The 23,057-nt window shown below is 68.8% G+C and carries 23 protein-coding genes; 16 read left to right on the top strand and 7 right to left on the bottom strand.

What is annotated here, in order from left to right; translation table 11 throughout:
• Positions 1-47: 47 nt before the first annotated feature.
• The 4 genes from M2351_RS06300 (at position 48) to M2351_RS06285 (ending at position 2,951) form a co-directional block, all read left to right on the top strand.
• Positions 48-386, top strand: a complete 339-nt coding sequence (locus M2351_RS06300; protein WP_119829694.1) for a P-II family nitrogen regulator — start codon at positions 48-50, stop codon at positions 384-386.
• Positions 387-637: 251 nt separating this feature from the next.
• Positions 638-2,047 carry a type I glutamate--ammonia ligase gene (gene glnA / locus M2351_RS06295; RefSeq protein ID WP_264655266.1) on the top strand — a complete coding sequence of 470 codons (1,410 nt, stop codon included), beginning with the start codon at positions 638-640 and terminating at the stop codon, positions 2,045-2,047.
• Between the two features lie 211 nt (positions 2,048-2,258).
• Complete coding sequence (locus M2351_RS06290) at positions 2,259-2,513, top strand: hypothetical protein (RefSeq protein WP_264655265.1); 255 nt, start codon at positions 2,259-2,261, stop codon at positions 2,511-2,513.
• 57 nt (positions 2,514-2,570) lie between these two features.
• On the top strand, positions 2,571-2,951 hold the full coding sequence (locus M2351_RS06285; RefSeq protein WP_264655264.1) for a hypothetical protein: 381 nt from the start codon (positions 2,571-2,573) through the stop codon (positions 2,949-2,951).
• A 9-nt stretch (positions 2,952-2,960) separates the two neighbouring features.
• Here the strand turns inward: M2351_RS06285 and M2351_RS06280 are convergent, their stop codons facing one another.
• A complete protein-coding gene (locus tag M2351_RS06280; RefSeq protein WP_264655263.1) occupies positions 2,961-3,422 on the bottom strand; it encodes a hypothetical protein in 462 nt (153 codons plus the stop codon).
• A gap of 100 nt (positions 3,423-3,522) precedes the next feature.
• Here M2351_RS06280 and M2351_RS06275 point away from each other — a divergent pair, with 100 nt between their 5' ends.
• Positions 3,523-4,257 (top strand): DsbA family oxidoreductase, encoded by a 735-nt coding sequence (locus M2351_RS06275; protein WP_264655262.1) that lies wholly within the window; start codon positions 3,523-3,525, stop codon positions 4,255-4,257.
• Between the two features lie 13 nt (positions 4,258-4,270).
• A complete protein-coding gene (gene arfB / locus M2351_RS06270; RefSeq protein ID WP_209764168.1) occupies positions 4,271-4,690 on the top strand; it encodes an alternative ribosome rescue aminoacyl-tRNA hydrolase ArfB in 420 nt (139 codons plus the stop codon).
• Between the two features lie 5 nt (positions 4,691-4,695).
• Here the strand turns inward: arfB and M2351_RS06265 are convergent, their stop codons facing one another.
• The gene (locus tag M2351_RS06265; protein WP_264655261.1) at positions 4,696-5,136 is read right to left on the bottom strand and encodes a PRC-barrel domain-containing protein; all 441 of its coding nucleotides are present in this window, start codon (positions 5,134-5,136) and stop codon (positions 4,696-4,698) included.
• 155 nt (positions 5,137-5,291) lie between these two features.
• Here M2351_RS06265 and M2351_RS06260 point away from each other — a divergent pair, with 155 nt between their 5' ends.
• Positions 5,292-7,265: an AI-2E family transporter gene (locus M2351_RS06260; RefSeq protein ID WP_264655260.1), complete on the top strand. Its 1,974-nt coding sequence runs from the start codon at positions 5,292-5,294 to the stop codon at positions 7,263-7,265.
• 434 nt (positions 7,266-7,699) lie between these two features.
• Positions 7,700-9,682: a hybrid sensor histidine kinase/response regulator gene (locus tag M2351_RS06255; protein WP_264655259.1), complete on the top strand. Its 1,983-nt coding sequence runs from the start codon at positions 7,700-7,702 to the stop codon at positions 9,680-9,682.
• On the opposite strand, the gene M2351_RS06250 is transcribed toward M2351_RS06255, so the two are convergent.
• A complete protein-coding gene (locus M2351_RS06250) occupies positions 9,679-10,995 on the bottom strand; it encodes an Nramp family divalent metal transporter (protein ID WP_264655258.1) in 1,317 nt (438 codons plus the stop codon). The two genes, M2351_RS06255 and M2351_RS06250, sit on opposite strands and share 4 nt — an antisense overlap.
• 204 nt (positions 10,996-11,199) lie before the next feature.
• Here M2351_RS06250 and M2351_RS06245 point away from each other — a divergent pair, with 204 nt between their 5' ends.
• The 4 genes from M2351_RS06245 (at position 11,200) to M2351_RS06230 (ending at position 16,987) form a co-directional block, all read left to right on the top strand.
• On the top strand, positions 11,200-11,964 hold the full coding sequence (locus M2351_RS06245; protein ID WP_264655257.1) for a crotonase/enoyl-CoA hydratase family protein: 765 nt from the start codon (positions 11,200-11,202) through the stop codon (positions 11,962-11,964).
• A gap of 101 nt (positions 11,965-12,065) precedes the next feature.
• A complete protein-coding gene (locus tag M2351_RS06240; RefSeq protein WP_264655256.1) occupies positions 12,066-12,356 on the top strand; it encodes an FAD assembly factor SdhE in 291 nt (96 codons plus the stop codon).
• A 10-nt stretch (positions 12,357-12,366) separates the two neighbouring features.
• Positions 12,367-15,993 (top strand): transcription-repair coupling factor, encoded by a 3,627-nt coding sequence (gene mfd, locus M2351_RS06235; RefSeq protein ID WP_264655255.1) that lies wholly within the window; start codon positions 12,367-12,369, stop codon positions 15,991-15,993.
• A 1-nt stretch (position 15,994) separates the two neighbouring features.
• The gene (locus M2351_RS06230; protein ID WP_264655254.1) at positions 15,995-16,987 is read left to right on the top strand and encodes an ACT domain-containing protein; all 993 of its coding nucleotides are present in this window, start codon (positions 15,995-15,997) and stop codon (positions 16,985-16,987) included.
• Positions 16,988-17,147: 160 nt separating this feature from the next.
• On the opposite strand, the gene M2351_RS06225 is transcribed toward M2351_RS06230, so the two are convergent.
• Positions 17,148-17,408, bottom strand: coding sequence for a hypothetical protein (locus M2351_RS06225; RefSeq protein WP_264655253.1), 261 nt, complete (start codon positions 17,406-17,408; stop codon positions 17,148-17,150).
• A 226-nt stretch (positions 17,409-17,634) separates the two neighbouring features.
• Between M2351_RS06225 and M2351_RS06220 the strand changes: the two genes are divergently transcribed.
• Together M2351_RS06220 and M2351_RS06215 are read left to right on the top strand one after the other, a co-directional pair.
• Positions 17,635-18,429 carry a Crp/Fnr family transcriptional regulator gene (locus M2351_RS06220; RefSeq protein WP_319801873.1) on the top strand — a complete coding sequence of 265 codons (795 nt, stop codon included), beginning with the start codon at positions 17,635-17,637 and terminating at the stop codon, positions 18,427-18,429.
• A 228-nt stretch (positions 18,430-18,657) separates the two neighbouring features.
• The gene (locus M2351_RS06215; RefSeq protein WP_264655252.1) at positions 18,658-19,113 is read left to right on the top strand and encodes a response regulator; all 456 of its coding nucleotides are present in this window, start codon (positions 18,658-18,660) and stop codon (positions 19,111-19,113) included.
• A gap of 20 nt (positions 19,114-19,133) precedes the next feature.
• On the opposite strand, the gene M2351_RS06210 is transcribed toward M2351_RS06215, so the two are convergent.
• Positions 19,134-19,841: a Crp/Fnr family transcriptional regulator gene (locus M2351_RS06210; RefSeq protein WP_264655251.1), complete on the bottom strand. Its 708-nt coding sequence runs from the start codon at positions 19,839-19,841 to the stop codon at positions 19,134-19,136.
• A gap of 162 nt (positions 19,842-20,003) precedes the next feature.
• Between M2351_RS06210 and M2351_RS06205 the strand changes: the two genes are divergently transcribed.
• Positions 20,004-20,417, top strand: a complete 414-nt coding sequence (locus tag M2351_RS06205; RefSeq protein ID WP_264655250.1) for a hypothetical protein — start codon at positions 20,004-20,006, stop codon at positions 20,415-20,417.
• Here the strand turns inward: M2351_RS06205 and M2351_RS06200 are convergent.
• Together M2351_RS06200 and M2351_RS06195 are read right to left on the bottom strand one after the other, a co-directional pair.
• Entirely contained in the window at positions 20,389-20,931 is a 543-nt protein-coding gene (locus M2351_RS06200; protein ID WP_264655249.1) for an isoprenylcysteine carboxyl methyltransferase family protein, read from the bottom strand. The two genes, M2351_RS06205 and M2351_RS06200, sit on opposite strands and share 29 nt — an antisense overlap.
• Before the next feature lies 1 nt (position 20,932).
• On the bottom strand, positions 20,933-22,042 hold the full coding sequence (locus M2351_RS06195; protein ID WP_264655248.1) for a type III polyketide synthase: 1,110 nt from the start codon (positions 22,040-22,042) through the stop codon (positions 20,933-20,935).
• Between the two features lie 133 nt (positions 22,043-22,175).
• On the opposite strand from M2351_RS06195, the gene M2351_RS06190 reads away from it, so the two are divergent.
• Positions 22,176-22,922 carry a DUF502 domain-containing protein gene (locus M2351_RS06190; protein ID WP_264655247.1) on the top strand — a complete coding sequence of 249 codons (747 nt, stop codon included), beginning with the start codon at positions 22,176-22,178 and terminating at the stop codon, positions 22,920-22,922.
• The last annotated feature ends 135 nt before the right edge of the window (positions 22,923-23,057 follow it).

Here is a 23,057-nt window from a genome sequence, read left to right as displayed (position 1 = left end):
CCGTGGACGGTGCCTGCCGGCGTTGGCACCTCGTACACGAGAGACCCATGAAGAAGATCGAAGCCATCATTAAGCCGTTCAAACTCGACGAGGTGAAGGAAGCCCTTCACGAGGTCGGCATCAAGGGCATCACCGTCACCGAGGCCAAGGGCTTCGGCCGCCAGAAGGGGCACACCGAGCTGTACCGTGGCGCGGAGTATGTGGTCGACTTCCTGCCGAAGGTGAAGATCGAGGTGGTGATGGAAGATACCCTGGTGGAGCGCGCGATCGAGGCGATCCAGCAGGCCGCCCACACCGGACGCATCGGCGACGGCAAGATCTTCGTCACTCCCGTGGAAGAAGTGGTCCGTATCCGGACCGGCGAGAAGGGTGCCGACGCGATCTGATCGCGCCGGACACGCATTCCCGACCTCACCCGCCAACATGCGCCTTTCCCCCTGCCCCCGGCAAAACGGCCCCGCGCCCCACGTACGGAGATATTCGTGCGCGGAATCCCCTCGGGGCGCGACTTTTTGTGCTGCTACGTTGTGTGCGCGGAAAAGGCATGACATAACGTCCGCCGCGAGCGCCGTCACCCGCCCCCTTCGGTCGGTTTGACGCTGCGGGACCCAAACCTCTTAAGCGTGGAAAAAGAGAAATGTCCGACATCAGCAAGGTCTTCGACCTGATCAAGGAACACGACGTCAAGTACGTGGACCTCCGCTTCACCGACCCGCGCGGCAAGCTGCACCACACGGCCCAGCACGTCTCCACGATCGACGAGGACGTGTTCGAGGACGGCATCATGTTCGACGGCTCCTCGATCGCCGGCTGGAAGGCGATCAACGAGTCGGACATGGTCCTCCAGCTCGACCCGACCACCGCCGTCATGGACCCGTTCGCGGCCCAGCCGACGCTGAACATCCTCTGCGACGTCTACGAGCCGTCGACCGGCCAGCCCTACGCCCGCTGCCCGCGCGGCATCTCGAAGGCCGCCGAGAAGTACATGGCGTCGGTCGGCATCGGCGACACCGCCTACTTCGGCCCGGAAGCCGAGTTCTTCGTCTTCGACGACGTCAAGTTCAAGGTCGAGATGAACAAGGTGTCCTACGAGTTCGACTCGGAGGAAGGCCCGTACACCTCGGACAAGGACTATGAGGACGGCAACCTGGCGCACCGTCCGGGCGTCAAGGGCGGCTACTTCCCGGTCGCCCCGGTCGACAGCGCCAACGACCTGCGCGCCGAGATGCTGAGCGTGCTCGCCGAGATGGGCGTGCCGGTCGAGAAGCACCACCACGAGGTGGCCGCCTCGCAGCACGAGCTGGGCATCAAGTTCGACACGCTGGTCCGCACCGGCGACAACATGCAGTACTACAAGTACGTCGTGCACAACGTCGCCCACGCCTACGGCAAGACCGCGACCTTCATGCCGAAGCCGGTCTTCGGCGACAACGGCTCGGGCATGCACTGCCACCAGTCGATCTGGAAGGAAGGCCAGCCGCTGTTCGCCGGCAACCAGTATGCCGACCTGTCGGAGATGGCCCTCTACTACATCGGCGGCATCATCAAGCACGCCAAGGCGCTGAACGCCTTCACCAACCCGTCGACCAACTCCTACAAGCGTCTGGTCCCGGGCTATGAGGCTCCGGTGCTGCTGGCCTACTCGGCCCGCAACCGCTCGGCTTCCTGCCGCATCCCGTACGTCGCCTCGCCGAAGGGCAAGCGCGTCGAGGTCCGCTTCCCGGACCCGTCGGCCAACCCGTACCTGGCCTTCGCCGCCATGCTGATGGCCGGCCTCGATGGCATCCAGAACAAGATCCATCCGGGCGACGCGATGGACAAGAACCTGTACGACCTGCCGGCCGAAGAGCTGGCCAAGGTCCCGACGGTTTGCGGCTCGCTGCGCGAAGCCCTGGACAGCCTGAAGGCCGACAGCGCCTTCCTGCAGAAGGGCGACGTGTTCACGAAGGACATGATCGAGTCCTACATCGAGCTGCGCACCGAGGAGCTGCTGGCCTTCGAAACCATGCCGCACCCGATCGAGTACAAGATGTACTACTCGGTCTGATTTCGGATCACTTCGGCATTCCGGCCCGCCCACGCGACGGGTCGGATGTCCGAGGGTTCGTCATCGCGGAAAAAGCCCGCCGACACGCGTCGGCGGGCTTTTTCTCGTCTAAGGGCCACCACCTGCGTCTTCCAGCTGCATTCTCACAGGCCTTTTGCGGTTCTCCATGCCATAGTGCGGCCGATGCTCCGCACTTGTCCGTGATCCGCTCATGCGCCTCCCCCTCCTTCTCGCCGCAGGCTTGCTGCTGGCTCCCGCGGCACAGGCCGCGAACGTCTCCGCCGGGCAGGCGGAGGCGAAGGAAGCCGCCCGGTCATCGGGCAACTGCACGCCCGCCAAGCTGGAGGTGATGCGCTACGCCGTTGGGCGCGAGGGGCAGACTGTCTTCAAGGTGAACTGCACGGAGGACAAGGACGCCTTCGTGCTCGTGCAGTGCCGATCCCGCATTTGCACTCTGCTGCGCTGATTCACATCTTTTTAAGGGCATTCGTCTGGAATCGGCGGGCTTGAGGAAAGGGCGGTCATGAGGCACATCGGCGCGTTGGCGACCCTGCTTGTATCGGCTCTGCCGCTCGGTGGATGCTTGTTCACGTCCACGCCCTTCACCGTCGCGAGCATGGGGGCCGACATGCTGTCCCTGACCAGCACCAAGAAGACGGTGTTCGACCATGTCGCGTCGGCGGCCACCGGGCGCGATTGCTCCTCGCTCAAATTCACGGAGGTCGGCGAGTATTGTCCGGACAAGGTGATGGTCGACCGTTCCAAGGTCTATTGTTACCGGACTCTGGCCGATGTGGATTGCCACCACATCCCGGACCCTTACAAGAACGGCTACACGTCCCTGGCCAGCCCGCCGCCCGAGATCAAGGTCGTACCCAAGAACAAGGGCTGGTTCGACGACTGATAGCGACCCTCAGCGGATCTTCTTCGCGACGAAGGCCTTGGCAATGGTCATCATCGCTTTCTCGTGGGTGACGCCCGGGTTGCCGCCGCCCGACGCCGTCACCGCCATGGTCGCCGACCGCATGGGCGACGGTCCGGCCGCAGACCCCTTGCGCGGCTGCGGCGCTTCATCCTCATCCGGATCGCGGCCGAGACGGCTCAGGACGTTGGCAAGCGCTTCCTTGCTGAGGGCCGAGTCGGGCGCCGGCCGTCCACGGGTCCCGGCTGTCGCGGGACGAGCGCCGCTGGGGTTGCGGGCTCCCCGCTCGATCGCCGCCGCCGAAATTGCCTTCAGGAAGGGCTGCGCGATGCCCAGCATCAGTTGCGGGTCTTCGACCGCCCAGGCCATCAGCAGCTTCTGCGCGGTCACCCGGCTCCCCTTGGCCGCCATCAGCGCGTCGCGCACCTTGCCGTCCACATAGGAATTGCCCATCGCCCGCGCACCCCGTCTTGCCCCGGACCCGCTCCGAGTCACAAGGCGACTGTCGAACCGGATGGGTTAACAAAGGGTTGCACAACCGGGCACCGGAGGAATGACAACGCTCCGAACGCGGCACTTCGGAGAGGCTGCACGGTTGCGCGACCGGCTGATGATGGAGGATAGTACCTCCACCATGCTCATCGAAACCTTCGCCGACCTGATTTGCCCTTGGTGTTACATCGGCAAGCGCCGCCTCGCGCGCGCTTTGGCGGACCGGCCGCGGCTGCATGTGGAACTGCGGTGGCAGCCGTTCCAGCTGAACCCCGACATGGCTCCGGGCGGCATGGAGCGGAGCGCCTACTTGGCGGCCAAGTTCGGCGGGACGGAGCGGGCGCGGCAAATCCACCTTGTGGTCGAGGAAACGGCCGAGCGCGACGGGCTGCCCCTGCGCCTGGACCGTGTCCGGCGGACACCCAACAGCTTCGACGCCCACCGCCTGGTTCGCATGGCGGCGCGGCGGGGGCTCGGCGACGCCATGGCGGACGCCTTGTTCCACGCCTATTTTGTGGATGGGCTGGACATCGGTGACCGGGACACGCTGGCCGGCACGGCCGCGTCGCTGGGCTTCGACTTTCAATCGATCAAGGGGCTGCTGGCCACTGACGCGGAGTCGGCCGCCGTAGCGAGCGCCGATTCGATGGCGCGGCAGCTCGGGCTGCAAGCGGTGCCCTGCTACATCTTCAATCGCCGCTACGCCCTGTCGGGGGCGCAGGAACCGGCCAGCTTCCTTCCGCTCCTGGACCTTGCGGTCGATGAGCAGGAAGGCGTGACCGTCGCGGCGGATTGAGCGTTATCACCCCATGATCCGAGTCACCCACCGCATCAGCCTCGACGACAACGAGATCGAGGAAAGCTTCATCCGCGCTTCCGGCCCGGGCGGCCAGCACGTCAACAAGACGGAGAGTGCGGTCCAACTCCGATTCGACGTGCGGCGCTCGCCGAACCTTCCGGACGACGTGCGGCACCGGCTGGAGCGGCTGGCGGGAAGCCGGCTGACCCAGGACGGCGTGCTGGTGCTGGTGGCCGACCGGCACCGGACGCAGGTTCGCAACCGGCAGGACGCGCTGGAACGGCTGATCGACCTGATCCGGGAGGCGGCGGTTCCGCCCACCCCGCGCCGGCCGACCAAGCCGACCCTCGGCTCCAAGCGCCGCCGCCTGGAGGCCAAGGGCCAGCGGTCCGCCATCAAGCGGCTGCGGTCCGGCAAGCCGGACGACTAGGCCACTTACCGGCCTTGCTGCCGGTTCAGCGACACCATGCGGCCGTCGTCCTTGTAGGCCGGCAAGTTGGCGAACTGCTCCTTGGTCAGCTGGGTCGCCACCAGCTCGTCGCGCTCGCGGGAATAGCGCACGCTGTTGATGTCCACCGCCACGTTGTGTGCGCCGACCCCCAGGAGGCCGCCGCTGGACACCAGCAACTCGGTCGGCCGGTTGTTGCGGTTCATCAGGACGTCGTCGACGGTGCCGACCTTCTGCCCGTCGTAGGAGACCACGGTCTTTCCGAGCATCGCCTGGGGCTCGATCCGCGACGCGGTCTGCAGGGACTGCTGCGGAATCGGCCGGGCCGCCTGCTCGTTGGACCCGCCGAACCAGCTGTCCGTCTCCGCGCAGCCACCCAGGGACAGCAGGATGACCGCCGACAGCACGGGAAGTGCGACCCTACGCATAGCGCCCTCCGTAAAAAGCGATAACCACGCAGAGGTAAACAGCCCGGGTCGGCGTTTCGTCACGGAAGGCCGGAAAAAGCGCGCGCCACGCCCGGAACGCGCCCCTGACGGCGGTGTTCTTGAGGGGTTCACCACACCGGAGCCCACCCCCGATTATGGCCGAGGACACCGCACGCCAGTTGCAGGCCCGCCCGATCCCCGTGGCGAAGGCCGTTCCGCCCGCCTCGGCCCAGACCACCCTGCTGATCATCGCCCTGGTAGTGGCGACCCTGTATCTGGGCGCCGACATCCTGGTGCCCATCGCGCTGGCGGTGCTGCTGAGCTTCGTCCTGACCCCGGCGGTCAGCCGGCTGGAGCGGCTGAGGCTCGGCCGCATCCCATCGGTGCTGCTGGTGGTGATCCTGGTCTTCGCGGGGCTCGCCGGCTTCGGCATGGTGGTGGGCAGCCAGATCGGCGACCTCGCCAGCAACCTGCCCACGTACCAGCGCAACATCCACACGAAGCTGGAGTCACTGCGCCTGACCGCGGCCTCCGCCGGCAGCGGCGGCGCCATGAAGCAGGCGACGGACGCCTTCCACGACCTGCGGCAGGAGTTCGAGAAGGTCACCGGTCAGCAGGACCCCTCGCAGAACCCGCCCACAACCGCGGGCGCTTCCCCCACCGCTCCGTCGACGCCGACGGCTGAGCGGGAGCCGGTCCCCGTGCGCGTGGAGCAGCCCAATTCCAGCCCCTTCGAGATTGCCCGCGACGTGCTGGGGCCGGCGCTGGCCCCCTTCGCCACCGCAGGCATGGTGCTGGTCCTCACCATCTTCATGCTGCTGCAGCGGGAGGACCTGCGCGACCGTCTGATCCGGCTGGCTGGCTCCGGCGACCTCAGCCGCACGACCGAGGCGATGAACGACGCCGGCGAGCGGGTCAGCCGGTACCTGCTGATGCAGTGCATCGTAAACGTGACGTACGGCTTCCCCATCGGCGTCGGGCTGTGGCTGATCGGCGTGCCGAACCCGCTGCTGTGGGGGCTGCTGGCGACGGTGCTGCGCTTCATCCCCTTCCTGGGGCCGGTGATCTCCGCCGCCTTCCCCATCCTGCTGTCCTTCGCCGTGGACACGGGATGGACCCTGCCGCTGCTGTGCATCGGCCTGTTCGTGGCGGTGGAGCTGTTCTCCAACAACGTGGTGGAGCCCTGGCTGTACGGCTCCGCCACCGGCCTGTCGTCGCTGGCGATCATCGTCGCCGCGGTGTTCTGGACCACCCTGTGGGGGCCGGTCGGGCTGCTGCTGGCGACGCCGCTGACCGTGTGCCTGGTGGTGCTGGGCCGCCACGTGCCGCAGCTGCACTTCCTGGAGGTGATGCTGGGCGACCGCCAGGTGCTGCCCGACGAGGCAAAGCTGTACCAGCGCCTGCTCGCCCGCGACCCCATCGAGGCCGCGGAGATCGCCGAGGAGCGGATGGCCGACTCCAGCCTGCCGGAGGTCGGCGACACGCTGCTTCTCCCCGCCCTGTCGCTGGCCGAGCAGGACCGCCAGCGCGGCTCCCTCACCGCCGACGGCCGGACGGCGGTGGCCGAGGGCATGGCCGCCCTGCTGGACGAGCTGACCGAGTCCGTTCCGGCGGCGGGCAAGACCACGGACAAGGCACCGGCCCAAACCCCGGAAAGCGCCGCACCAGCCGAGCCCGCCGCGCCGCCACCGCTGGTGCTGTGCATCGGCGCCCGCAACGACCTGGACCAAGCTGCCGCGGACCTGCTCGCCCATCTGTTGCAGACCCACGGCGTCCGCGCCGACGTGATCCCGTGCGAGAAGGTGGCCGTCCGCGCCATCGCAAGCCTCGGCGCGTCCGGGGTTGCGGCGGTGGCCCTGTCGTACCTGAACCCGTCCGCCCTGCCCCACGCCCGCCGGCTGGTGCGCCGGCTGCGCCTGCACTTCGGCCCGCGCGTGCCGATCCTGCTCTGCCTGTGGAGCGCCCACCCCGAAGCCGACGCCCCGGACCGCGCCACCGCCGAGACCGCCGCCGACCGCGTCGCCACCAACCTGACCGGGGCCGTCGCCCACCTGGGAGAGTTGGACGTGCTGGAGCCGGGAGATGCGGAGGCGGGGGAAGATGTGGACGCGGAGCGCAAGACCGCCTAAAGCGAATTTGCATTCGCTTTAGATCCACATGGCATCATTTGCCGGCTCTCAGCGGATGCCTGTGGCATCCGCCTGCCGCCAGCGGGAACGAAGTTCCCGCGAGAGGCCGGGCTTCGGCCGCACGTGCGGCCGGGACCGCGGTCGCGGTCCAAGGCGGATTGCAATCCGCTTTAACCGGCGCGGATGAAACGCCATCGGGATGCTCCGCCGCGCTTTCCGTGATGTTCACAGACGCGTTCAGCGCTCGCCCCGCCATTCACCCTTAGACATAACGCGGACGTTGTCTGGCCCGGCGCAGGACGGTCATGCCGGAGTTCCTGTTTGCCGTCGCGACGAACGGAGTCTAAAATCCGACCAAACCGATCGGTCAATTGACCAGCATGTCCCCGCGGGGGTATTGCAACCTTTCAGGGAACAAGCGAGAGTCCGATACATTGAGTGCCGTCTCGACCGATTCCGACTCGGAGCCCTTGCCGGAAGAGCTGCGGTTCCGGCTGCTGGTCGACAGCGTGCGCGACTACGCCATCTACATGCTCGATCCCAAGGGGATCGTGAGCAGCTGGAACGCGGGCGCGCAGCGGTTCAAGGGCTATGACGCCGCGGAGATCATCGGGCAGCACTACTCCCGCTTCTACACCGACGAGGACCGGGCGGCCGGGCTGCCGCTGCAGAACCTTGCCATCGCCGCCGCCGAGGGGCGGTTCGAGACGGAGGGGTGGCGGGTTCGCAAGGATGGCGGGCGGTTCTGGGCCAGCGTGGTCATCGACGCGATCCGCGACGAGCGCGGGCGGTTGCTGGGGTTCGGCAAGGTCACCCGCGACATCACCGACCGCAAGGCCGCCCAGGACGCGCTGCGGCAGAGCGAGGAGCGGTTCCGCCTGCTGGTGCAGGGAGTCACCGACTACGCGATCTTCATGCTCGACCCCGCCGGGCACATCACGAACTGGAACTCCGGCGCGCAGCGGATGAAGGGCTACAGCGCGGCGGACATCGTCGGGCAGCACTTTTCCCGCTTCTACACCGAGGAGGACCGCGCCGCGGAGGTGCCGGCCCGGGCGCTGCGGACGGCGGAGCGCGAGGGGCGTATCGAGATGGAGGGGTGGCGCCTGCGCAAGGACGGCAGCCGCTTCTGGGCGAGCGTGGTCATCGACGCCATCCGCGACGAGCGCGGCACGCTGATCGGCTTCGGCAAGGTCACGCGCGACATCACGGAGCGGCGGGAGGCGCAGATCGCCCTGGACGAGGCGCGCCAGGCGCTGTTCCAGGCGCAGAAGATGGAGGCGGTCGGCCAGCTGACCGGCGGCATCGCGCACGACTTCAACAACCTGCTCCAGGCTATCGGCGGAAGTTTGGAACTGCTGGAACGGCGGCTCGCCTCCGGGCGGACGGACGTGGGCAAGTATGTGGCGGCCACCCGCGCCTCCGTCGACCGGGCCGCCGCGCTGACGCAGCGGCTGCTTGCCTTCTCACGCCGACAGCCGCTGCGGCCGGAACCGGTTGATTTGAACGCGCTGGTCACCGGCATGCGCGACCTGATCGACCGCTCCGTTGGGGAGGCGGTCGAGGTGGCGCTGGAGTTGGGCGACGGGTTGTGGACCACGCGGGCCGACGCAAACCAGCTGGAAAACGCGCTGCTCAACTTGGCGATCAACGCGCGCGACGCCATGCCCGAGGGCGGACGGCTGACTATCGCGACGGGGAATGTGCATGTGGAACAGCCTCCCGGTGACGGGAACGCGGGGCTGAAGCCCGGCGACCACGTGATGCTGGCGGTCACCGACACGGGCGTGGGGATGCCGCCGGACGTGCTGTCCCGCGCGTTCGAGCCCTTCTTCACGACCAAGCCGATCGGCCAGGGCACCGGCCTGGGGCTGAGCCAGCTCTACGGCTTCGTCCACCAGTCCGACGGGCACATCCGGATCGACAGCGAAACCGGGCGCGGGACCACGGTCACCATCTGGCTGCCGCGCAGGGACGGCACGCCCGCGGCACGGCCGGATCCCTGCGCCACGGCGCCGCTCCCCACCACGGCGCGGGGGACCGTGCTGGTGGTGGAGGATGAGGCCATTGTCCGCATGCTGCTGGTCGAGGCGCTGACCGAACAGGGCTTCTCCGTGCTGGAGGCGGAGGACGGGAACGCGGCCGCGGCGATCCTCGCGTCGGCGCAGGCGATCGACCTGCTGGCGACCGACGTCGGGCTGCCGGGCATCAACGGCCGGCAGCTGGCGGAAATGGCCCGCGCGCGGCGGCCGGACCTGAAGGTGTTGTTCCTGACCGGGTACGCCTACAACGCTTCCGTCGACGGGGCGGCCGTGGACCAGAGCGTGTTCGGACCGAACACGGAGCTGCTCGGCAAGCCGATCCGCATCGACGCGTTCCTCGCCAAGGTGCAGGCGATGCTGGGAGCTTGCGGTTAGCCCGCCACCACCTGCGCCACCAGCCACAGGTTCGCCGCGGTGATCGCCGCGAAGATGCCCCAGGCGGCCAGCCGCATTGCCCGCGCGGGGACGGCGGCGCCCATCAGGGTCGGATCGCCGTTGAAGCGGATCAGCGGGTAGACGGCGAAGGGCAGTTGCAGGCTCAGCACGATCTGGCTGAGCACCAGCAGTGTGCCGACCCCGCGCTCCCCCAGCCACCACAGGCCGATGAAGGCCGGGATGATGGCGAGGCTGCGGGTGATCAGCCGGCGCTGCCAGCAGGGGATCTTCAGGTTCAGGAAGCCTTCCATCATCACTTGGCCCGCGACCGTGCCGGTGAAGGTGGAGCTTTGGCCCGACGCCAGCAGGGCGAAGCCGAACAGGACGCTGGCGATGCCTGTGCCGACGATGGGATCCAGCAGGTGGTAGGCGTCCTGGATCTCCGCCACCTCCTGCCCGCGGCTGTGGAATGCGGCCGCCGCCAGGATCAGGATCGCGGCATTGATCAGCAGGGCCAGCGCCAGCGAGATGATCGTGTCCAGCGTGGACAAGGTGATGGCCTCGCGCTTGCTGTCCGCGTCCTCCGCCACCACGCGGGTCTGCACGATGTTGGAGTGGAGGTAGAGGTTGTGCGGCATCACCGTGGCGCCGACGATGCCGACCGCCAGCCCCAGCGCGTCGGCGTTGCCGACCGCCGCGAAGGAGGGGACGAGGCCCTGGACGATGGCCGAAACGCTGGGCTGGACCAGGATCAGCTCAACCAGGAAGCAGACGCCGATGGTCGCGATCAGGCCCAGGACGATGGCCTCCAGGCTGCGGAACTTCTGCCCTTGCAGGGCCAGCACGATCACCGTGTCCAGCGCCGTCAACGCCACGCCGGCCAGGATCGGCACGCCCAGCAGAAGATGGAAGGCCAGCGCGCTGCCCAGCACCTCCGCAAGGTCGCAGGCAATGATCGACAGCTCCGCGAAGGCCCACAGAGACAGGCGGGTGCGCTTGCCGTAGCGGTCCTTCGACAGCTGGGCGAGGTCGCGGCCCGTGACGATGCCGAGGCGGGCGCTGAGCGTTTGCAGGACGATGGCGGCGAGGCTCGACAGCAGAACGACGAACAGCAGGTTGTAGCCGTAGCGCGACCCGGCCTCGATGTCCGTCGCCCAGTTGCCGGGGTCCATGTAGCCCACCGAGACGAGCAGGCCGGGGCCGGAGAAGCGCAGCAGCTTGCGCCACAGCGGGGCGCCGGTCGGCATGGCGACGGAGCCGCGCACCTCCGACGGGCAGAAGGGCGCGGTCGCGGTTTTCGGCAGGCTGTACATCGGGCGGCGGGTCACGGCTGGCGGGGGATGGATCAGCGATAGACGGTATACAGAACGAATGCACGCGTCTTTGACGCGCGTCCGGTATTGCCTCCGGTTGCCAGATGAATTCCGCTCACCCGAACACGCGGCGTAGTCGTTTGCCGCGGGGCGGCCGTGGGCTCGACAGTGGGGCCATTCCAAACCTCTGCAACGGAGTGTCCCATGTCCGACCTCGTCCTGCGCACCACCTCCGGGGGGATCGCCACCCTGACCCTGAACCGGCCGGAGAAGCTGAACGCCATCAGTACCGCGCTGGCCAACGCCATGAACGCGGCGCTCGACGCGCTGGAAGCCGACGAGGCGGTCCGCGCCATCGTCGTCACCGGGGCCGGGGAGCGCGCCTTCTCCGCCGGGGCGGACATCGCGGAGTTCACGAAGGCCGTCCGCCAGGGACCGGGTGCGGCCGTGCGGGCCTTCCGCCCCGGCCAGTCGCTGTGCGCGCGGATCGAGGCCTTTCCGAAGCCGATTATCGCGGCCGTCAACGGGATCTGCTTCGGCGGTGGCTGTGAGATCCTGGAGGCCTCCCACCTGGGCGTCGCCAGCGAGCGGGCGCTGTTCTCCAAGGCGGAGATCAAGCTGGGCATGATGCCGACCTTCGGGGGCACGCAGCGGCTGCCGCGCACCGCCGGTCGGAAGCGGGCGCTGGAATGGCTGCTGACGGGCGACAGCTTCCCGCCCGCCACCGCGCTGGCCATGGGGCTGGTCAACCGGGTGGTGGCGCACGACACGCTGATGCCTGCGGCGCTGGAACTGGCGGAGCGGATCACGCGGCATTCGCCCGACGCGGTGGCGGGCATCCTGACGGCCGCGACGCGCGGGCTGAACCTGACCATCGGCGAGGGGCTGGCGCTGGAGACGGAGCAGTTCGCCAAGCTGGCACCAGGGGCCGCGCTGATCGGCGGGCTGGAGGCGTGGCTGGCGCGCTGAAATCGGTTTGCGCGGAGGGGGTTGGGCGTGCAGGATGCGCCGTGGATGTGGCTCACCCCCTCCCCCTCTCGCGGGGAGTTGGGGCTTTTGGCGTGGATGGCATGACGAACGGCACCCGTACCGAATCCCTGGAGAACCGGCGCAAGCGCCTGATCTTCCGTTCCTGGCACCGCGGCATGCGGGAAATGGACCTGCTGATCGGCAGCTTCGCCGACGCCCATGTGCCCGGCTTCGACCACGAGCAGCTCGACCGGTACGAGGCGCTCCTGGAACTCAGCGACCCCGATCTCTATAACTGGTATGCCGGACGCGAACCGCTGCCGGCTGAGCACGACAACGACGTGATGCGGCTGTTGATCCAGTTCCGATACACGCCGCGCATGGGATCCTGAGGCTCCATCCTTGGTCAGTTTCGAACAGCTGCAACCCGGTCGCGCCGGCCGCCTGCTCGTCGGCGGCGCGCCCGAAGGCCACGACGCCCGCGTGCTCGCCGACCTCGCCAAGCGGGCGGGATCGGCGGGCGTGCTGCATGTGGCGCTCGACGACGCGCGCTCAGCCTTGCTGGCGGAGGCGCTGGCCTTCTTCGCGCCGTCGCTGGAGGTGCTGGTCTTCCCGGCCTGGGACTGCCTGCCCTACGACCGCGTGTCGCCCAACGGCGGCATCGTGGCCAAGCGCATCGACACGTTGACCCGGCTGATGGCGCGCACGGCCTCCAGCCCGCCACTGGTCGTGCTGACCACCGTCAACGCCATGGTGCAGAAGGTGCCGCCCCGCGCCGCCTTCCGCAACGCGGTCTTCTCCGCCAAGCTTCGCGACCGCATCGACCTGGAGAAGCTGCAACGGTATCTGGCCGACAACGGCTACACCCGCGCCCAAACCGTGCGGGAGCCGGGCGAGTTCGCGGTGCGCGGCGGCATCGTCGACCTGTTTCCTCCGGGCACGGAGGAGCCGTTGCGCCTCGACCTGTTCGGCGACGAGCTGGAGGCGGTGCGCAGCTTCGACCCCATGTCGCAGCGCACGACCGACAAGCGCGACGGCATCGACCTGAAGCCGATGTCGGAGGTGTTCCTGGACGAGGCGAGCATCGCCCGCTTCCGCTCCGGCTACCGGGAGCTGTTCGGCGCGGTCACCGACGACGACCCGCTGTACGAGGCGATCAGCGCCGGCCGCAAGTACGGCGGCATGGAGCATTGGCTGCCCCTGTTCCACGAGAGCATGGACGCCCTGCCCGCCTACATGCCCCGGGCCATCCTGTCGCTGGACCACCAGGCGACGGAGTCCCGCGATTCGCGCATCGCGCAGATCGTCGACTTCCACGCCAGCCGTGACGGCATGATGGTGATTGAGAAGCGGACGGGGTCGCCGGTCTACAAGCCGGTGCCGGTGGCCGCGATGTTCCTCGACGCCCAGGCCTGGGACGACCTCTTCGCGGCGCAGGCCGTGGTGCAGTTGCAGCCCTTCGGCACGCCGCCGGGCATCAAGGGCACGGTGGACGCCGGCGGGCGCCGCGGCCACGACTTCGCGGAGGAGCGGGCGCGGCCGGACGTCAACGTCTTCGATGCGGTGAAGGACCACATCCGGGCGCTGCGGGCGGATGGGCGGCGGGTTCTGGTCGCCGGCTATTCCGCGGGATCGCGCGACCGGCTGATGGCGGTGCTGGGCGACCACGGCATTCCGGGGCTGGAGCCGGCGGAAAGCATCGAGGAGGTGCGCCGCTTCGACCGCAACATCATCGGCATGATCGTGCTGGGGATGGAGCACGGCTTCGCCGCTGCCGACATGGCGGTGATCACCGAGCAGGACATCCTGGGCGACCGCCTCGTCCGCCCGGTGGCGAAGAAGAAGCGCAAGGCCGCGAACTTCATCGCGGAGTACACAGCGCTGACGTCCGGCGACCTCGTGGTGCACATGGACCACGGCATCGGTCGCTACGACGGGCTGGAGACGCTGGACGTGTCCGGCGCGCCGCACGACTGCCTGCGGCTGATCTACGAGGGCGGCGACAAGCTCTACGTCCCCGTTGAAAACATCGAGGTGCTGACCCGCTACGGGTCGGAGGACGCGGCGGCACAGCTGGACAAGCTGGGCGGCGCCGGATGGCAGGGCCGCAAGGCCCGCGTCAAGAAGCGCCTGAAGGACATGGCCGAAGCGCTGCTGAAGATCGCCGCGGAGCGCATGCTGAAGAAGGCCGACCCGGTCTACACGCCGGAGGGCGTCTACCAGGAATTCTCCGCCCGCTTCCCTTACCCGGAGACCGACGACCAGCTGAAGGCCATTGAGGAGGTCTTCACCGACCTGGGATCCGGCCGTCCCATGGACCGTCTCGTCTGCGGCGACGTCGGCTTCGGCAAGACGGAGGTGGCACTGCGCGCCGCCTTCCTCGTCGCCATGAGCGGCCAGCAGGTCGCCGTGGTGGTACCGACCACCCTGCTCGCCCGCCAGCACTTCAAGACCTTCACGACCCGCTTCGCCGGCCTGCCGCTGCGCGTCGTGCAGCTGTCGCGCATGGTCACGGCCAAGGAGCAGGCCAAGGTCAAGCAGGAGCTGACGGAGGGCACCGCCGACATCGTGATCGGCACCCACGCCCTGCTGGGCAAGGGCGTGCAGTTCAAGCAGTTGGGCATGGTCATCGTCGACGAGGAGCAGCATTTCGGCGTGAAGCAGAAGGAGCGGCTGAAGGAGCTGCGCGCCGATGTGCACGTCCTGACGCTGACCGCCACGCCGATCCCGCGCACCTTGCAGATGGCCCTAAGCGGCGTGCGGGAGCTGTCGCTGATCGCCACGCCGCCGGTGGACCGTTTGGCGGTGCGCACCTTCGTGCTGCCCTACGACCCCGTGGTGGTGCGCGAGGCGATCCTGCGCGAGCATTACCGCGGCGGCCAAACCTTCTACGTCTGCCCGCGGGTGGAGGACCTGCCGAAGGTCGCCGAACGGGTGCGGGAGCTGGTGCCGGAGGTGAAGATCGTCACCGCCCACGGCCAGATGCCGGCCAGCGAGCTGGAAGACGTGATGACCGCCTTCGACGAAGGCAAGTTCGAGGTGCTGCTGGCGACCAACATCATCGAGAGCGGCATCGACATCCCCAACGCCAACACGCTGATCGTGCACCGGGCGGACATGTTCGGCCTGGCGCAGCTGTACCAGATCCGCGGGCGTGTCGGCCGGTCGAAGGTGCGCGGCTACGCCTACCTGACCTACGCGCCGAACAAGCCGCTGACCGGCACGGCGCAGCAGCGGCTGCACGTGATCGAGACGCTGGACAGCCTGGGCGCCGGCTTCCAGCTGGCCAGCCACGACATGGACATCCGCGGCGCCGGCAACCTGCTGGGCGAGGAGCAGTCGGGCCACGTCAAGGAAGTCGGCGTCGAGCTGTACCAGCACATGCTGGAGGAGGCGGTCGCCAACGCGCGGGCCGGCATGGACGGGCAGGTGCCCGCGGGCGCGGAGGAGCAGGCCTGGACCCCGCAGATCAACCTGGGCACGCCCGTGCTGATCCCGGAGGAGTATGTCCCCGACCTGACCGTGCGTCTGTCGCTCTACCGCCGCATCGCGGAGCTGGTGGACCGGGCGGAGATCGACGGCTTCGCGGCCGAGCTGATCGATCGGTTCGGCAAGCTGCCCGGCGAGGTGGAGAACCTGCTGGACGTGGTGACCATCAAGCAGCTGTGCCGGCAGGCCGGGGTGGAGCGGGTGGACGCGGGGCCGAAGGGCGCGGTGCTGACCTTCCGCAACAACAGCTACGCGGAGCCGGCCAAGCTGCTGACCTACATCAGCCAGCAGATCAGCCTGATGAAGCTGCGGCCCGACCACAAGCTGGTCTACACCCGCGAATGGACCGACGAGGCGCAGCGGGTGCGCGGCGTCAACCGGCTGGTGTCCGACCTAGCGCAGATGGCGACCGGCGGGGCCGTGCCGAAGGGCGAGGCGCCCCCTCCTCCGCCGCCCCCTCCCCCGCCGCGTCCATCCGCCCTGAAGGCCGGGTCGAAGTTCGGGCGGAACATCCCCGCGCGTCCGTTCGGGCGGCGCTGAGGTGACGGAGAAGCCGGAGGGCCAGTCGGAGGGCCAGTCGGAGAGGAAGTCCGGGGGCAGGCTCGCCAAGGCGCTTGCCCTTGGTGATCGGCGCAGCTTCGGCGACGCGCCGACGGTGGCCGAGGCCGTGGCCGCCGATCCCGCGCGGCTGCCGGAGCTGGTTGGCTGCCTGTTCGACGCGGACGCCGGCGTGCGCATGCGCGCGGCCGACGCGCTGGAACGCGTGTCGCGCGGCGATGCGCGCCTGCTCGACCCCTTCGCCGAGCGCCTGCTGACCGACGCCGCCGCCATTGAACAGGCGGAGGTGCGCTGGCACGTCGCCCAGATCCTGCCGCGCCTGTCCCTGACGGAGGAGCAGCGCGAACGGGCGGTGGAACTGCTGGGCGGCTGGTTCGAGCACGGCGCCAGCCGCATCGTGCAGACCTCGGCCTTGCAGGCGATGGTCGATCTCGCGGCGGACGATCCGGCGCTGCGCCCGGTCGCGGCCGACATGCTGGGCCGGGCCATGCGCTCCGGCGTGCCGTCGCTGATGGGGCGGGCCAAGCGCATCCTGAAACCGTTCGAGGTCGACCGCGCGACCCTGGACGCGGCGCTGCTGCCGGAGACGAAGCCGCTGACCCTGTCGGTGCTGCCGGACCGGCTGGCGGTCGCGCGCCTGTCGCCGGGTGCCGGAATGCCGGCTTGGCTCGACTGGAGCGACCCGCTGGTCAGCGCCACCCGGACGGGCGAGGAGTTGTCCATCCTCTGCCGCGAGGACCGCGTGCCGGAGGCCGTGAGGGCCGAACGCGGCTGGCGGGCCTTCAAGGTGGAAGGGCCGCTGGACTTTTCCCTGTTCGGCATTCTGGCGCGCATCGCCGTTCCGCTGGCGCAGGAACGGGTGTCAATCTTCGCGATCTCCACCTACGACACCGACTATGTGCTGGTGCGGGATGAGGATCTTGGGCGCGCGGTCGACGCGCTGAAGCGCGTGTGCACGGTGGTTGAGGGGAAGTAGTCGACTAAGCGGTCGCGTTGGGCCCCCACCCTAACCCTCCCCCGCTGGGCGGGGGAGGGAACTCCGCCGCTTACCCCGCAAGCTTTTCTCCCTCCCCCGCCCAGCGGGGGAGGGTCGGGGTGGGGGCCCGGTGCAACCACTCCCCCCCAAAACCACGCCCCTACGGCCCCCGCAGCGGACGCGAATCCGCTGAATCCGCCGCGTTCAGTTGCACGATCAGCCGTTCCACGATCTGCACCACAAGGTGGTGGAACTGCGCATCATGCGCCACCCCCTCCGCACCCTGGTGGGCGGCCGCCGCGTCCTCCAGGGCGGCCTGGGCCTCCTCCAGCGACAGCACCCCTTTCTCGACCAAGGCAATCAACAACGCTTCGCAGATCGAGAGTGCCGCCGAGCCCGCAGCATGCTGTTGCACCGCCATCCTTTCCCCCGCCCCATGTCGGCGGCCGTCCCATCGGCCACCGGCGCCCTACCAACAGGTTCGAGTAAGAACCATCCCGATGGCCGAGGAAAAATCTCTCTCCCTTTAACCTATGTTATAGATGGTTTCGCCAATTGGCTTGATCGTTCGTGGCTCTACGGAATGGGACTGGCCCATTCCCGCGCTTTGACGCGAAAATGTCGGACGATCAAAGGCTGGATAAGAAATGAATCGCCCCTTGGCCTACACGCCTTCAACTCCCTTGGGGCGCAAACTTTGCAGCTACATGGTCCTAACGGACGAAGAGCGCAATTTTCTGTCTGAACTTGAGCGCAATGTTACGAGATTGCCCGCTCGAGCCGATCTTTTACAACAGGGTGAGCGCTATGGGACCGTCCGCGTCATGCGCGACGGTTGGGCCATTCGTCATAAGGCCCTGCCCGATGGACGCCGTCAAGTTGTGAACTTCGTCCTTCCCGGCGACATCATCGGGTTCTATTGCAACCTTTTTGAGACGGCAGACCATGGGGTCACGACGCTGACGCCGGTGGAGGTCGCCAGCTTTTCCCCGGACCGCATCATCGAGCTGTTCAAGCGCTTCCCCCGGCTCGCCGCGGCGCTGGCTTGGTCGGGCGCCAAGGAGGAGGCGATCATCGCCGAACGCCTGCTCAGCGTCGGGCGGCGGACGGCGCTGGAGCGGACGGCGCACCTGATCGTGGAACTGCTGAAGCGGCTGAGCCTGGTCGGTCTGGCCGACGGGGGACGCTTCATCCTGCCGGTCACGCAGGAAATCCTGGCCGACGCGCTGGGGCTCAGCATTGTCCACATCAACCGCACCCTGCGGCGGCTGCGCGACATAGGGCTGATCGAGGTCGCCGGGCAGCAGATCACCGTCAACGACGACAAGCAGCTGTCTTCGGTCGGGCAGTTCGACGAGTTGTATCTGCATCTGATCCGCGCGCCAAAGCGGCTGGAGCACGCGCTGGAGCAGGCGCCCGACCGGAACCGCGCCATTCCGTGATCGGCGGGTGGTGATGCGGGCGGTGACATGGACGCATTTGTCGCGAAATCCAGCTCATTAACATAGGACAATGCGGATAAGGGGTGGTCCAAGTTATGGTTGTTCGGCTTTCATGGCCGGCAGGGGTGTGGACCGCCCCGGCAGTGTGGTTTCACGCCCTGCTTCGGTCGTTCGGGCTCCGGGTTCCGCGGCGTGCGGGACCCGCCATCGATCGGATGCGCCGCCACCATGTCGAATGACCGTTCCAACGACCGAGAGCCGGGCGCCGAACCCGGCGACGCCAGAGGCGACCCGGGGGACACCCGCGGGGGTGTGACGGTCGCCTTCCTGGAAGACGACATGGTCCTGCGCCTGTGCGTCGAAACGGTGTTCGAGGACAGCGGGCTCCGCGTCGTGGGGGCGAGCACGCCGGCGGCCTTGCTGGACGCCCTGCGCGCGCGCAACCTCGCGCCGGACATCCTGGTCACCGACCATCACGTCGGGGGGCGTGGCATCGTCCCGGTGTCCGTTCCGAAGGTGTTGGCCGCGATCGGCCGCCGGATTCCGGTGATCGTGACGACCGGCGACGAGTCGCCCGCGACCAAGGCCGAGATCCGGCAGGGCGGCTGGCATTATCTCGGCAAGCCCTATGACCCGGACACGCTTCAGGCGCTGATCCTGGACACGCTGCGACTCCGCCGATAGCGCTCTGCCGACAGCGCTCCTCAGGCGCCGCCGCGCACCTCCTCCACCAGCTGTTCCAGCCGGGCGACGTCGCGCACGACCAGGGCGTCGGCGCGCCGTTCCACCAGCCCTTCGCGGGACAGGTCGCTGAGCACCCGCGCCACCGTTTCCCGCGTGGTGCTGACCCGGCTGGCGATGTCGGCGTGGACGGGGATGGGCGCGATGACCGCCGCCCTGCCCTCCACCCGGCTGCGCTTGGCCAGCCGCAGAAGTTCCGCGTGCACCCGGTTGTTGGCGCCGAGCGTCGACAGCTCCATCACCCGGTCGGTGGTCAGGCGGACGACCCGGCACAGCCGCTTCATCACCGCGATCGCCAGTTCCGGATGGCCGGTGACGAGGTCGCGGAAGGGCTTGGGCGCCAGGAAGGCGATCAGCGTCCCGTCCTCCACGGCCGCGACGGAGGCGGAGCGCGGCAGCCCGTCGATGGCCGCCATCTCCCCCAGGAAGCCGCCGGCGTCCACGTCGTCGAAGCTGATCTCCCGCCCCGCGGCGGAGTGGCTGAGCACCCGCACGCGGCCGGCGACGATGAAGACCACGTCCCGCGTCTCGCCCAGATGGTCGATGATCTGCTCGTTGGCCTGGAAGCGGCGCCAGCGGCACTGGCGGACCAGGGCGGTGCGCTCCTCCGCCGGCAGGGGGCGCAGCAGGTCGATCCCGTCCAGCGAGGCGGCGCCAGCGTCGGATGCCACGGCCTTCGATCCTCCCCTTCCGGTCACCGGTCCAAACGGATAGCGCACATCACCGCGGCTGCGCAAAGGGGTAATGGCCCGATCCGAACGGGTATCGCTAACGTCCCGTTAACCCTGAAAGCGGAGAACGGAACCCACGCGCCACCGGAACCGAGACCGACCATGACCTTCCTGAACCCCAACGGCCCGATCACCAATGGCCTGATCCCCAACGCCCGCCGGGTCGACGGCCAGCGCCTGCTGTCGGTCGTTGCCATCCCCTTCGCGGCCGCCATCGCCATGGCCACGGCCGTTGCGGGCATCGGCGGCGTGACCGACCCGATCGCCGAGGCCGGCGGCACCATGGCCTTCGTCCTGGGGTTCGTGAAGTTCTGCTACCTCGCCGTCTCCATGGCCCACCTGTCGGGCGCCATCGCGGAGCGCACCACCGGCGGCCTGCCCGCGGGCCTGTGGCTGGACGAGATCGACCAGCCGGAGCCGCTGACCAAGGAAACCTTCTGGCACGCCTTCCCCAACCATCTGGACGGCGCCGCCATCGCCGGCTGCGTCACGCTGCTCTGCTTCCTGCTGGCGTGATCGCCCGGCGCCCGGTCAGTGCGGCCTCCTCCACGCGGATGCGGTGTAGAGTCAGCGGGACATTCAGGACCGTCGCCAGCACCGCGATCCACCACTCCCCGAAGACGAGCGGCAGCACGGCCAGTTCCCCCGCCACCACCAGATAGTTCGGGTGGCGCACCCAGCGGAACGGCCCGCGCTGCACCAGCGGCGCCCCCGGCAGCGTGATGATCCGCGTCGTCCAGAAGCGCCCCAACGTGGCGATCACCCAGACCCGCCCGGCCTGCAAGGCGACGAACAGAGCCAGCAGCCAGCCGTTCACCGGCGCGTCCGCCGGAGTCGCCACGAACAGCAGGGCCAGCCAGCCGGCGTGCAGGGCGACGAACAGCGGGTAATGGGCCGCCCCCACCTCCCGAGCGCCGTCGGCCAGCAGGCGGGCGGTGTTCCGCCGGGCCAGGACCAGCTCGGCCAGCCGCTGCGCGGCGACCAGCAGGAGGATCAGCTGGGGCCAGCCGGCCATCTCCCAGACGGGCACGTTACAAATCCACCAGTGCAAGCGCGGCGGTGAAGCCCGGCCCAAGCGCGCTCATCAGGTGCGGGCCGCTCGCCCCCGCCGCCAAGCGCCGCTCCAGCACGAACATCACGCTCGCCGCCGACATGTTGCCGCAAGCGCGCAGCACCGCCCAGGCGTCGGCCAGCCCCTCCGTCACCGGGTCGAAGACCGCCTCCAGCGCGTGCAGCACCTTGGCGCCGCCGGGGTGGCAGACCAGCCCGGCGAGGTCGGTGCGCGCCATGCCCTGCCCGTCCAGGAAACGCTCCACCACCGGCCCGAGGCGGGCGCTGATCACGGTGGGGATGTCCTGGCTGAAGATCACGCCGAAGCCGTCGTCCTCCACCCGCCAGCCCATCACGTCGCGGGTGCCGGGCCAGGTGTGCTCCGCGCTCGCCCGCAGGAGCGGGGCGCCGGTCTCGTCGCCGTCGGCGCGCAGGACCGCGGCGGCGGCGCCGTCGGCGAACAGCGCGCTGGCGACCACGTTGGTCGGCGTCGCCTCCCCCGTGCGGCAGGCGAGCGTGCACAACTCCACCACCAGGAACAGGACGGTGCGGCCGGCCATGGCCTGCGCGATCTGCCCGGCGCGCGCCAGCCCCAGCACGCCCCCGGCGCAGCCCAGGCCGAACAGCGGCACACGCACCGTGTCGGGGCGGAAGCCCATGCGCTCCAGCAGCAGGGCCTCCAGGCTGGGCGTGGCGATGCCGGTGGTGGAGGCGCAGACGATGGCGTCCACGTCGGCCGGCCGCAGCCCGGCGCGGGAGAGCGCCGCGCCCGCGGCCTCCTCCAGCAGGACGAGCGCGCCCTCGCGGAAGGCGGCGGTGCGCTCCGGCCAGCCGCGCGGCTGGATGTACCACTCCATCGGCATCACGGCGTGGCGCGTCTCGATGCCGGTGTTGGCGAAGACCGGGGCCAGCCGATCGAAGTCGCGCATGCGGGGGCCGAACACGGCGCGCGCGGCGGCCAGCGTGTCGTTCTGGTCGAGTTGGTGCGGCGGCAGCGCCGTGGCGACCGACAGGATGCGGGGGCTTTGGGTCATCGCCATGGATGTATGGCCGCGGCCGGCCCCGGCCCACTCCCCCGGACGGAGTTCCATCCGATGCGCCACGCTCCCGCCGGAGGGCAAACGACCGAAACGAATTGAGCAAAACGCCGGTACTGGTTCACTATGGCCTGGTTCACTATGGTGTGCATCGCCATGATGGAACGGCGTTTTTCGGGAGCGGAGCGTGGACGGGACGGAGCAGGCAAGCCAACCGGCGGACAACAGCGCGACGCCGAACGGCGCTGCACCCCGGCCGCCACGGCGCGAGGGCATCGGCCTGATGGGGCGGCTGCGCGCCTATTTCCTGGCCGGCGTGCTGGTCACGGCGCCGATCGCGGTGACGATCTACATCGGCTGGTGGTTCCTGTCCTTCATCGACGGCAACATCCGCCCGCTGATCCCCTCCGCCTACAACCCGGAAAACTACCTGCCCTTCTCCATCCCTGGCATCGGCGTGGTGACGCTGATCGTCGCGCTGACGCTGATCGGGGCCTTCGCCGCCGGCTATGTCGGGCGCCTCGTCGTGCGCATGGGCGAAGGGGCGGTGGAGCGGATGCCCGTCGTGCGCTCCGTCTACGGGGCCGTGAAGCAGATCGTCGAGACGGTCGTCGCCAAGAAGTCCAACGCCTTCCGCGAGGTGGTGCTGGTGGAATACCCGCGGCTGGGCGTCTGGTCGCTGGGCTTCATCACCGGCGCCGCCCACCCGGAGGTGCAGAAGGTCAGCGCGGAGGCGATGGTCCACGTCTTCATCCCCTGCGCCCCACCGACCGCCGGCTACCTGCTGATGGTGCCGCGCCGCGAGGTCACCGTGCTGGACATGACGGTCGAGGACGGGCTGAAGATGGTGATGAGCGGCGGCATCGTCAGCCCGCCGGAGCGCAAGCCGCGGGAGGTGGCAAGCCCGCGAACCGAGGAGCGGCTGCGGGCGTGAGGCACGCCATATCCCAGCGTGATCCCTAATCTGACAAGCACTGGAATCCCCGTCACTCATATGAATTAGAGAAAATATCGGCGACCTTGACAACCCCGACTTGCCGCATATTAGCCCTTCGAGGTACTCTGCGGC

Origin of the sequence: Azospirillum canadense, assembly GCF_025961225.1 — a bacterium.
Lineage (GTDB): Bacteria > Pseudomonadota > Alphaproteobacteria > Azospirillales > Azospirillaceae > Azospirillum > Azospirillum canadense.
This window is presented reverse-complemented; position numbering and strand designations above follow the sequence as displayed.

Bases quoted from the DNA above. Each gene is read 5' to 3' on its own strand.
- M2351_RS06220 (WP_319801873.1), top strand. From the start codon at position 17,635: ATGAATCGCCCCTTGGCCTACACGCCTTCAACTCCCTTGGGGCGCAAA.
- M2351_RS06300 (WP_119829694.1), top strand. From the start codon at position 48: ATGAAGAAGATCGAAGCCATCATTAAGCCGTTCAAACTCGACGAGGTG.
- arfB (WP_209764168.1), top strand. From the start codon at position 4,271: ATGATCCGAGTCACCCACCGCATCAGCCTCGACGACAACGAGATCGAG.
- M2351_RS06195 (WP_264655248.1), bottom strand. From the start codon at position 22,042: ATGGAACTCCGTCCGGGGGAGTGGGCCGGGGCCGGCCGCGGCCATACA.
- M2351_RS06275 (WP_264655262.1), top strand. From the start codon at position 3,523: ATGACAACGCTCCGAACGCGGCACTTCGGAGAGGCTGCACGGTTGCGC.
- glnA (WP_264655266.1), top strand. From the start codon at position 638: ATGTCCGACATCAGCAAGGTCTTCGACCTGATCAAGGAACACGACGTC.
- M2351_RS06215 (WP_264655252.1), top strand. From the start codon at position 18,658: ATGTCGAATGACCGTTCCAACGACCGAGAGCCGGGCGCCGAACCCGGC.
- M2351_RS06260 (WP_264655260.1), top strand. From the start codon at position 5,292: ATGGCCGAGGACACCGCACGCCAGTTGCAGGCCCGCCCGATCCCCGTG.
- M2351_RS06280 (WP_264655263.1), bottom strand. From the start codon at position 3,422: ATGGGCAATTCCTATGTGGACGGCAAGGTGCGCGACGCGCTGATGGCG.
- M2351_RS06225 (WP_264655253.1), bottom strand. From the start codon at position 17,408: ATGGCGGTGCAACAGCATGCTGCGGGCTCGGCGGCACTCTCGATCTGC.
- M2351_RS06290 (WP_264655265.1), top strand. From the start codon at position 2,259: ATGCGCCTCCCCCTCCTTCTCGCCGCAGGCTTGCTGCTGGCTCCCGCG.
- M2351_RS06265 (WP_264655261.1), bottom strand. From the start codon at position 5,136: ATGCGTAGGGTCGCACTTCCCGTGCTGTCGGCGGTCATCCTGCTGTCC.
- M2351_RS06285 (WP_264655264.1), top strand. From the start codon at position 2,571: ATGAGGCACATCGGCGCGTTGGCGACCCTGCTTGTATCGGCTCTGCCG.
- M2351_RS06245 (WP_264655257.1), top strand. From the start codon at position 11,200: ATGTCCGACCTCGTCCTGCGCACCACCTCCGGGGGGATCGCCACCCTG.
- M2351_RS06250 (WP_264655258.1), bottom strand. From the start codon at position 10,995: ATGTACAGCCTGCCGAAAACCGCGACCGCGCCCTTCTGCCCGTCGGAG.
- M2351_RS06240 (WP_264655256.1), top strand. From the start codon at position 12,066: ATGACGAACGGCACCCGTACCGAATCCCTGGAGAACCGGCGCAAGCGC.
- M2351_RS06205 (WP_264655250.1), top strand. From the start codon at position 20,004: ATGACCTTCCTGAACCCCAACGGCCCGATCACCAATGGCCTGATCCCC.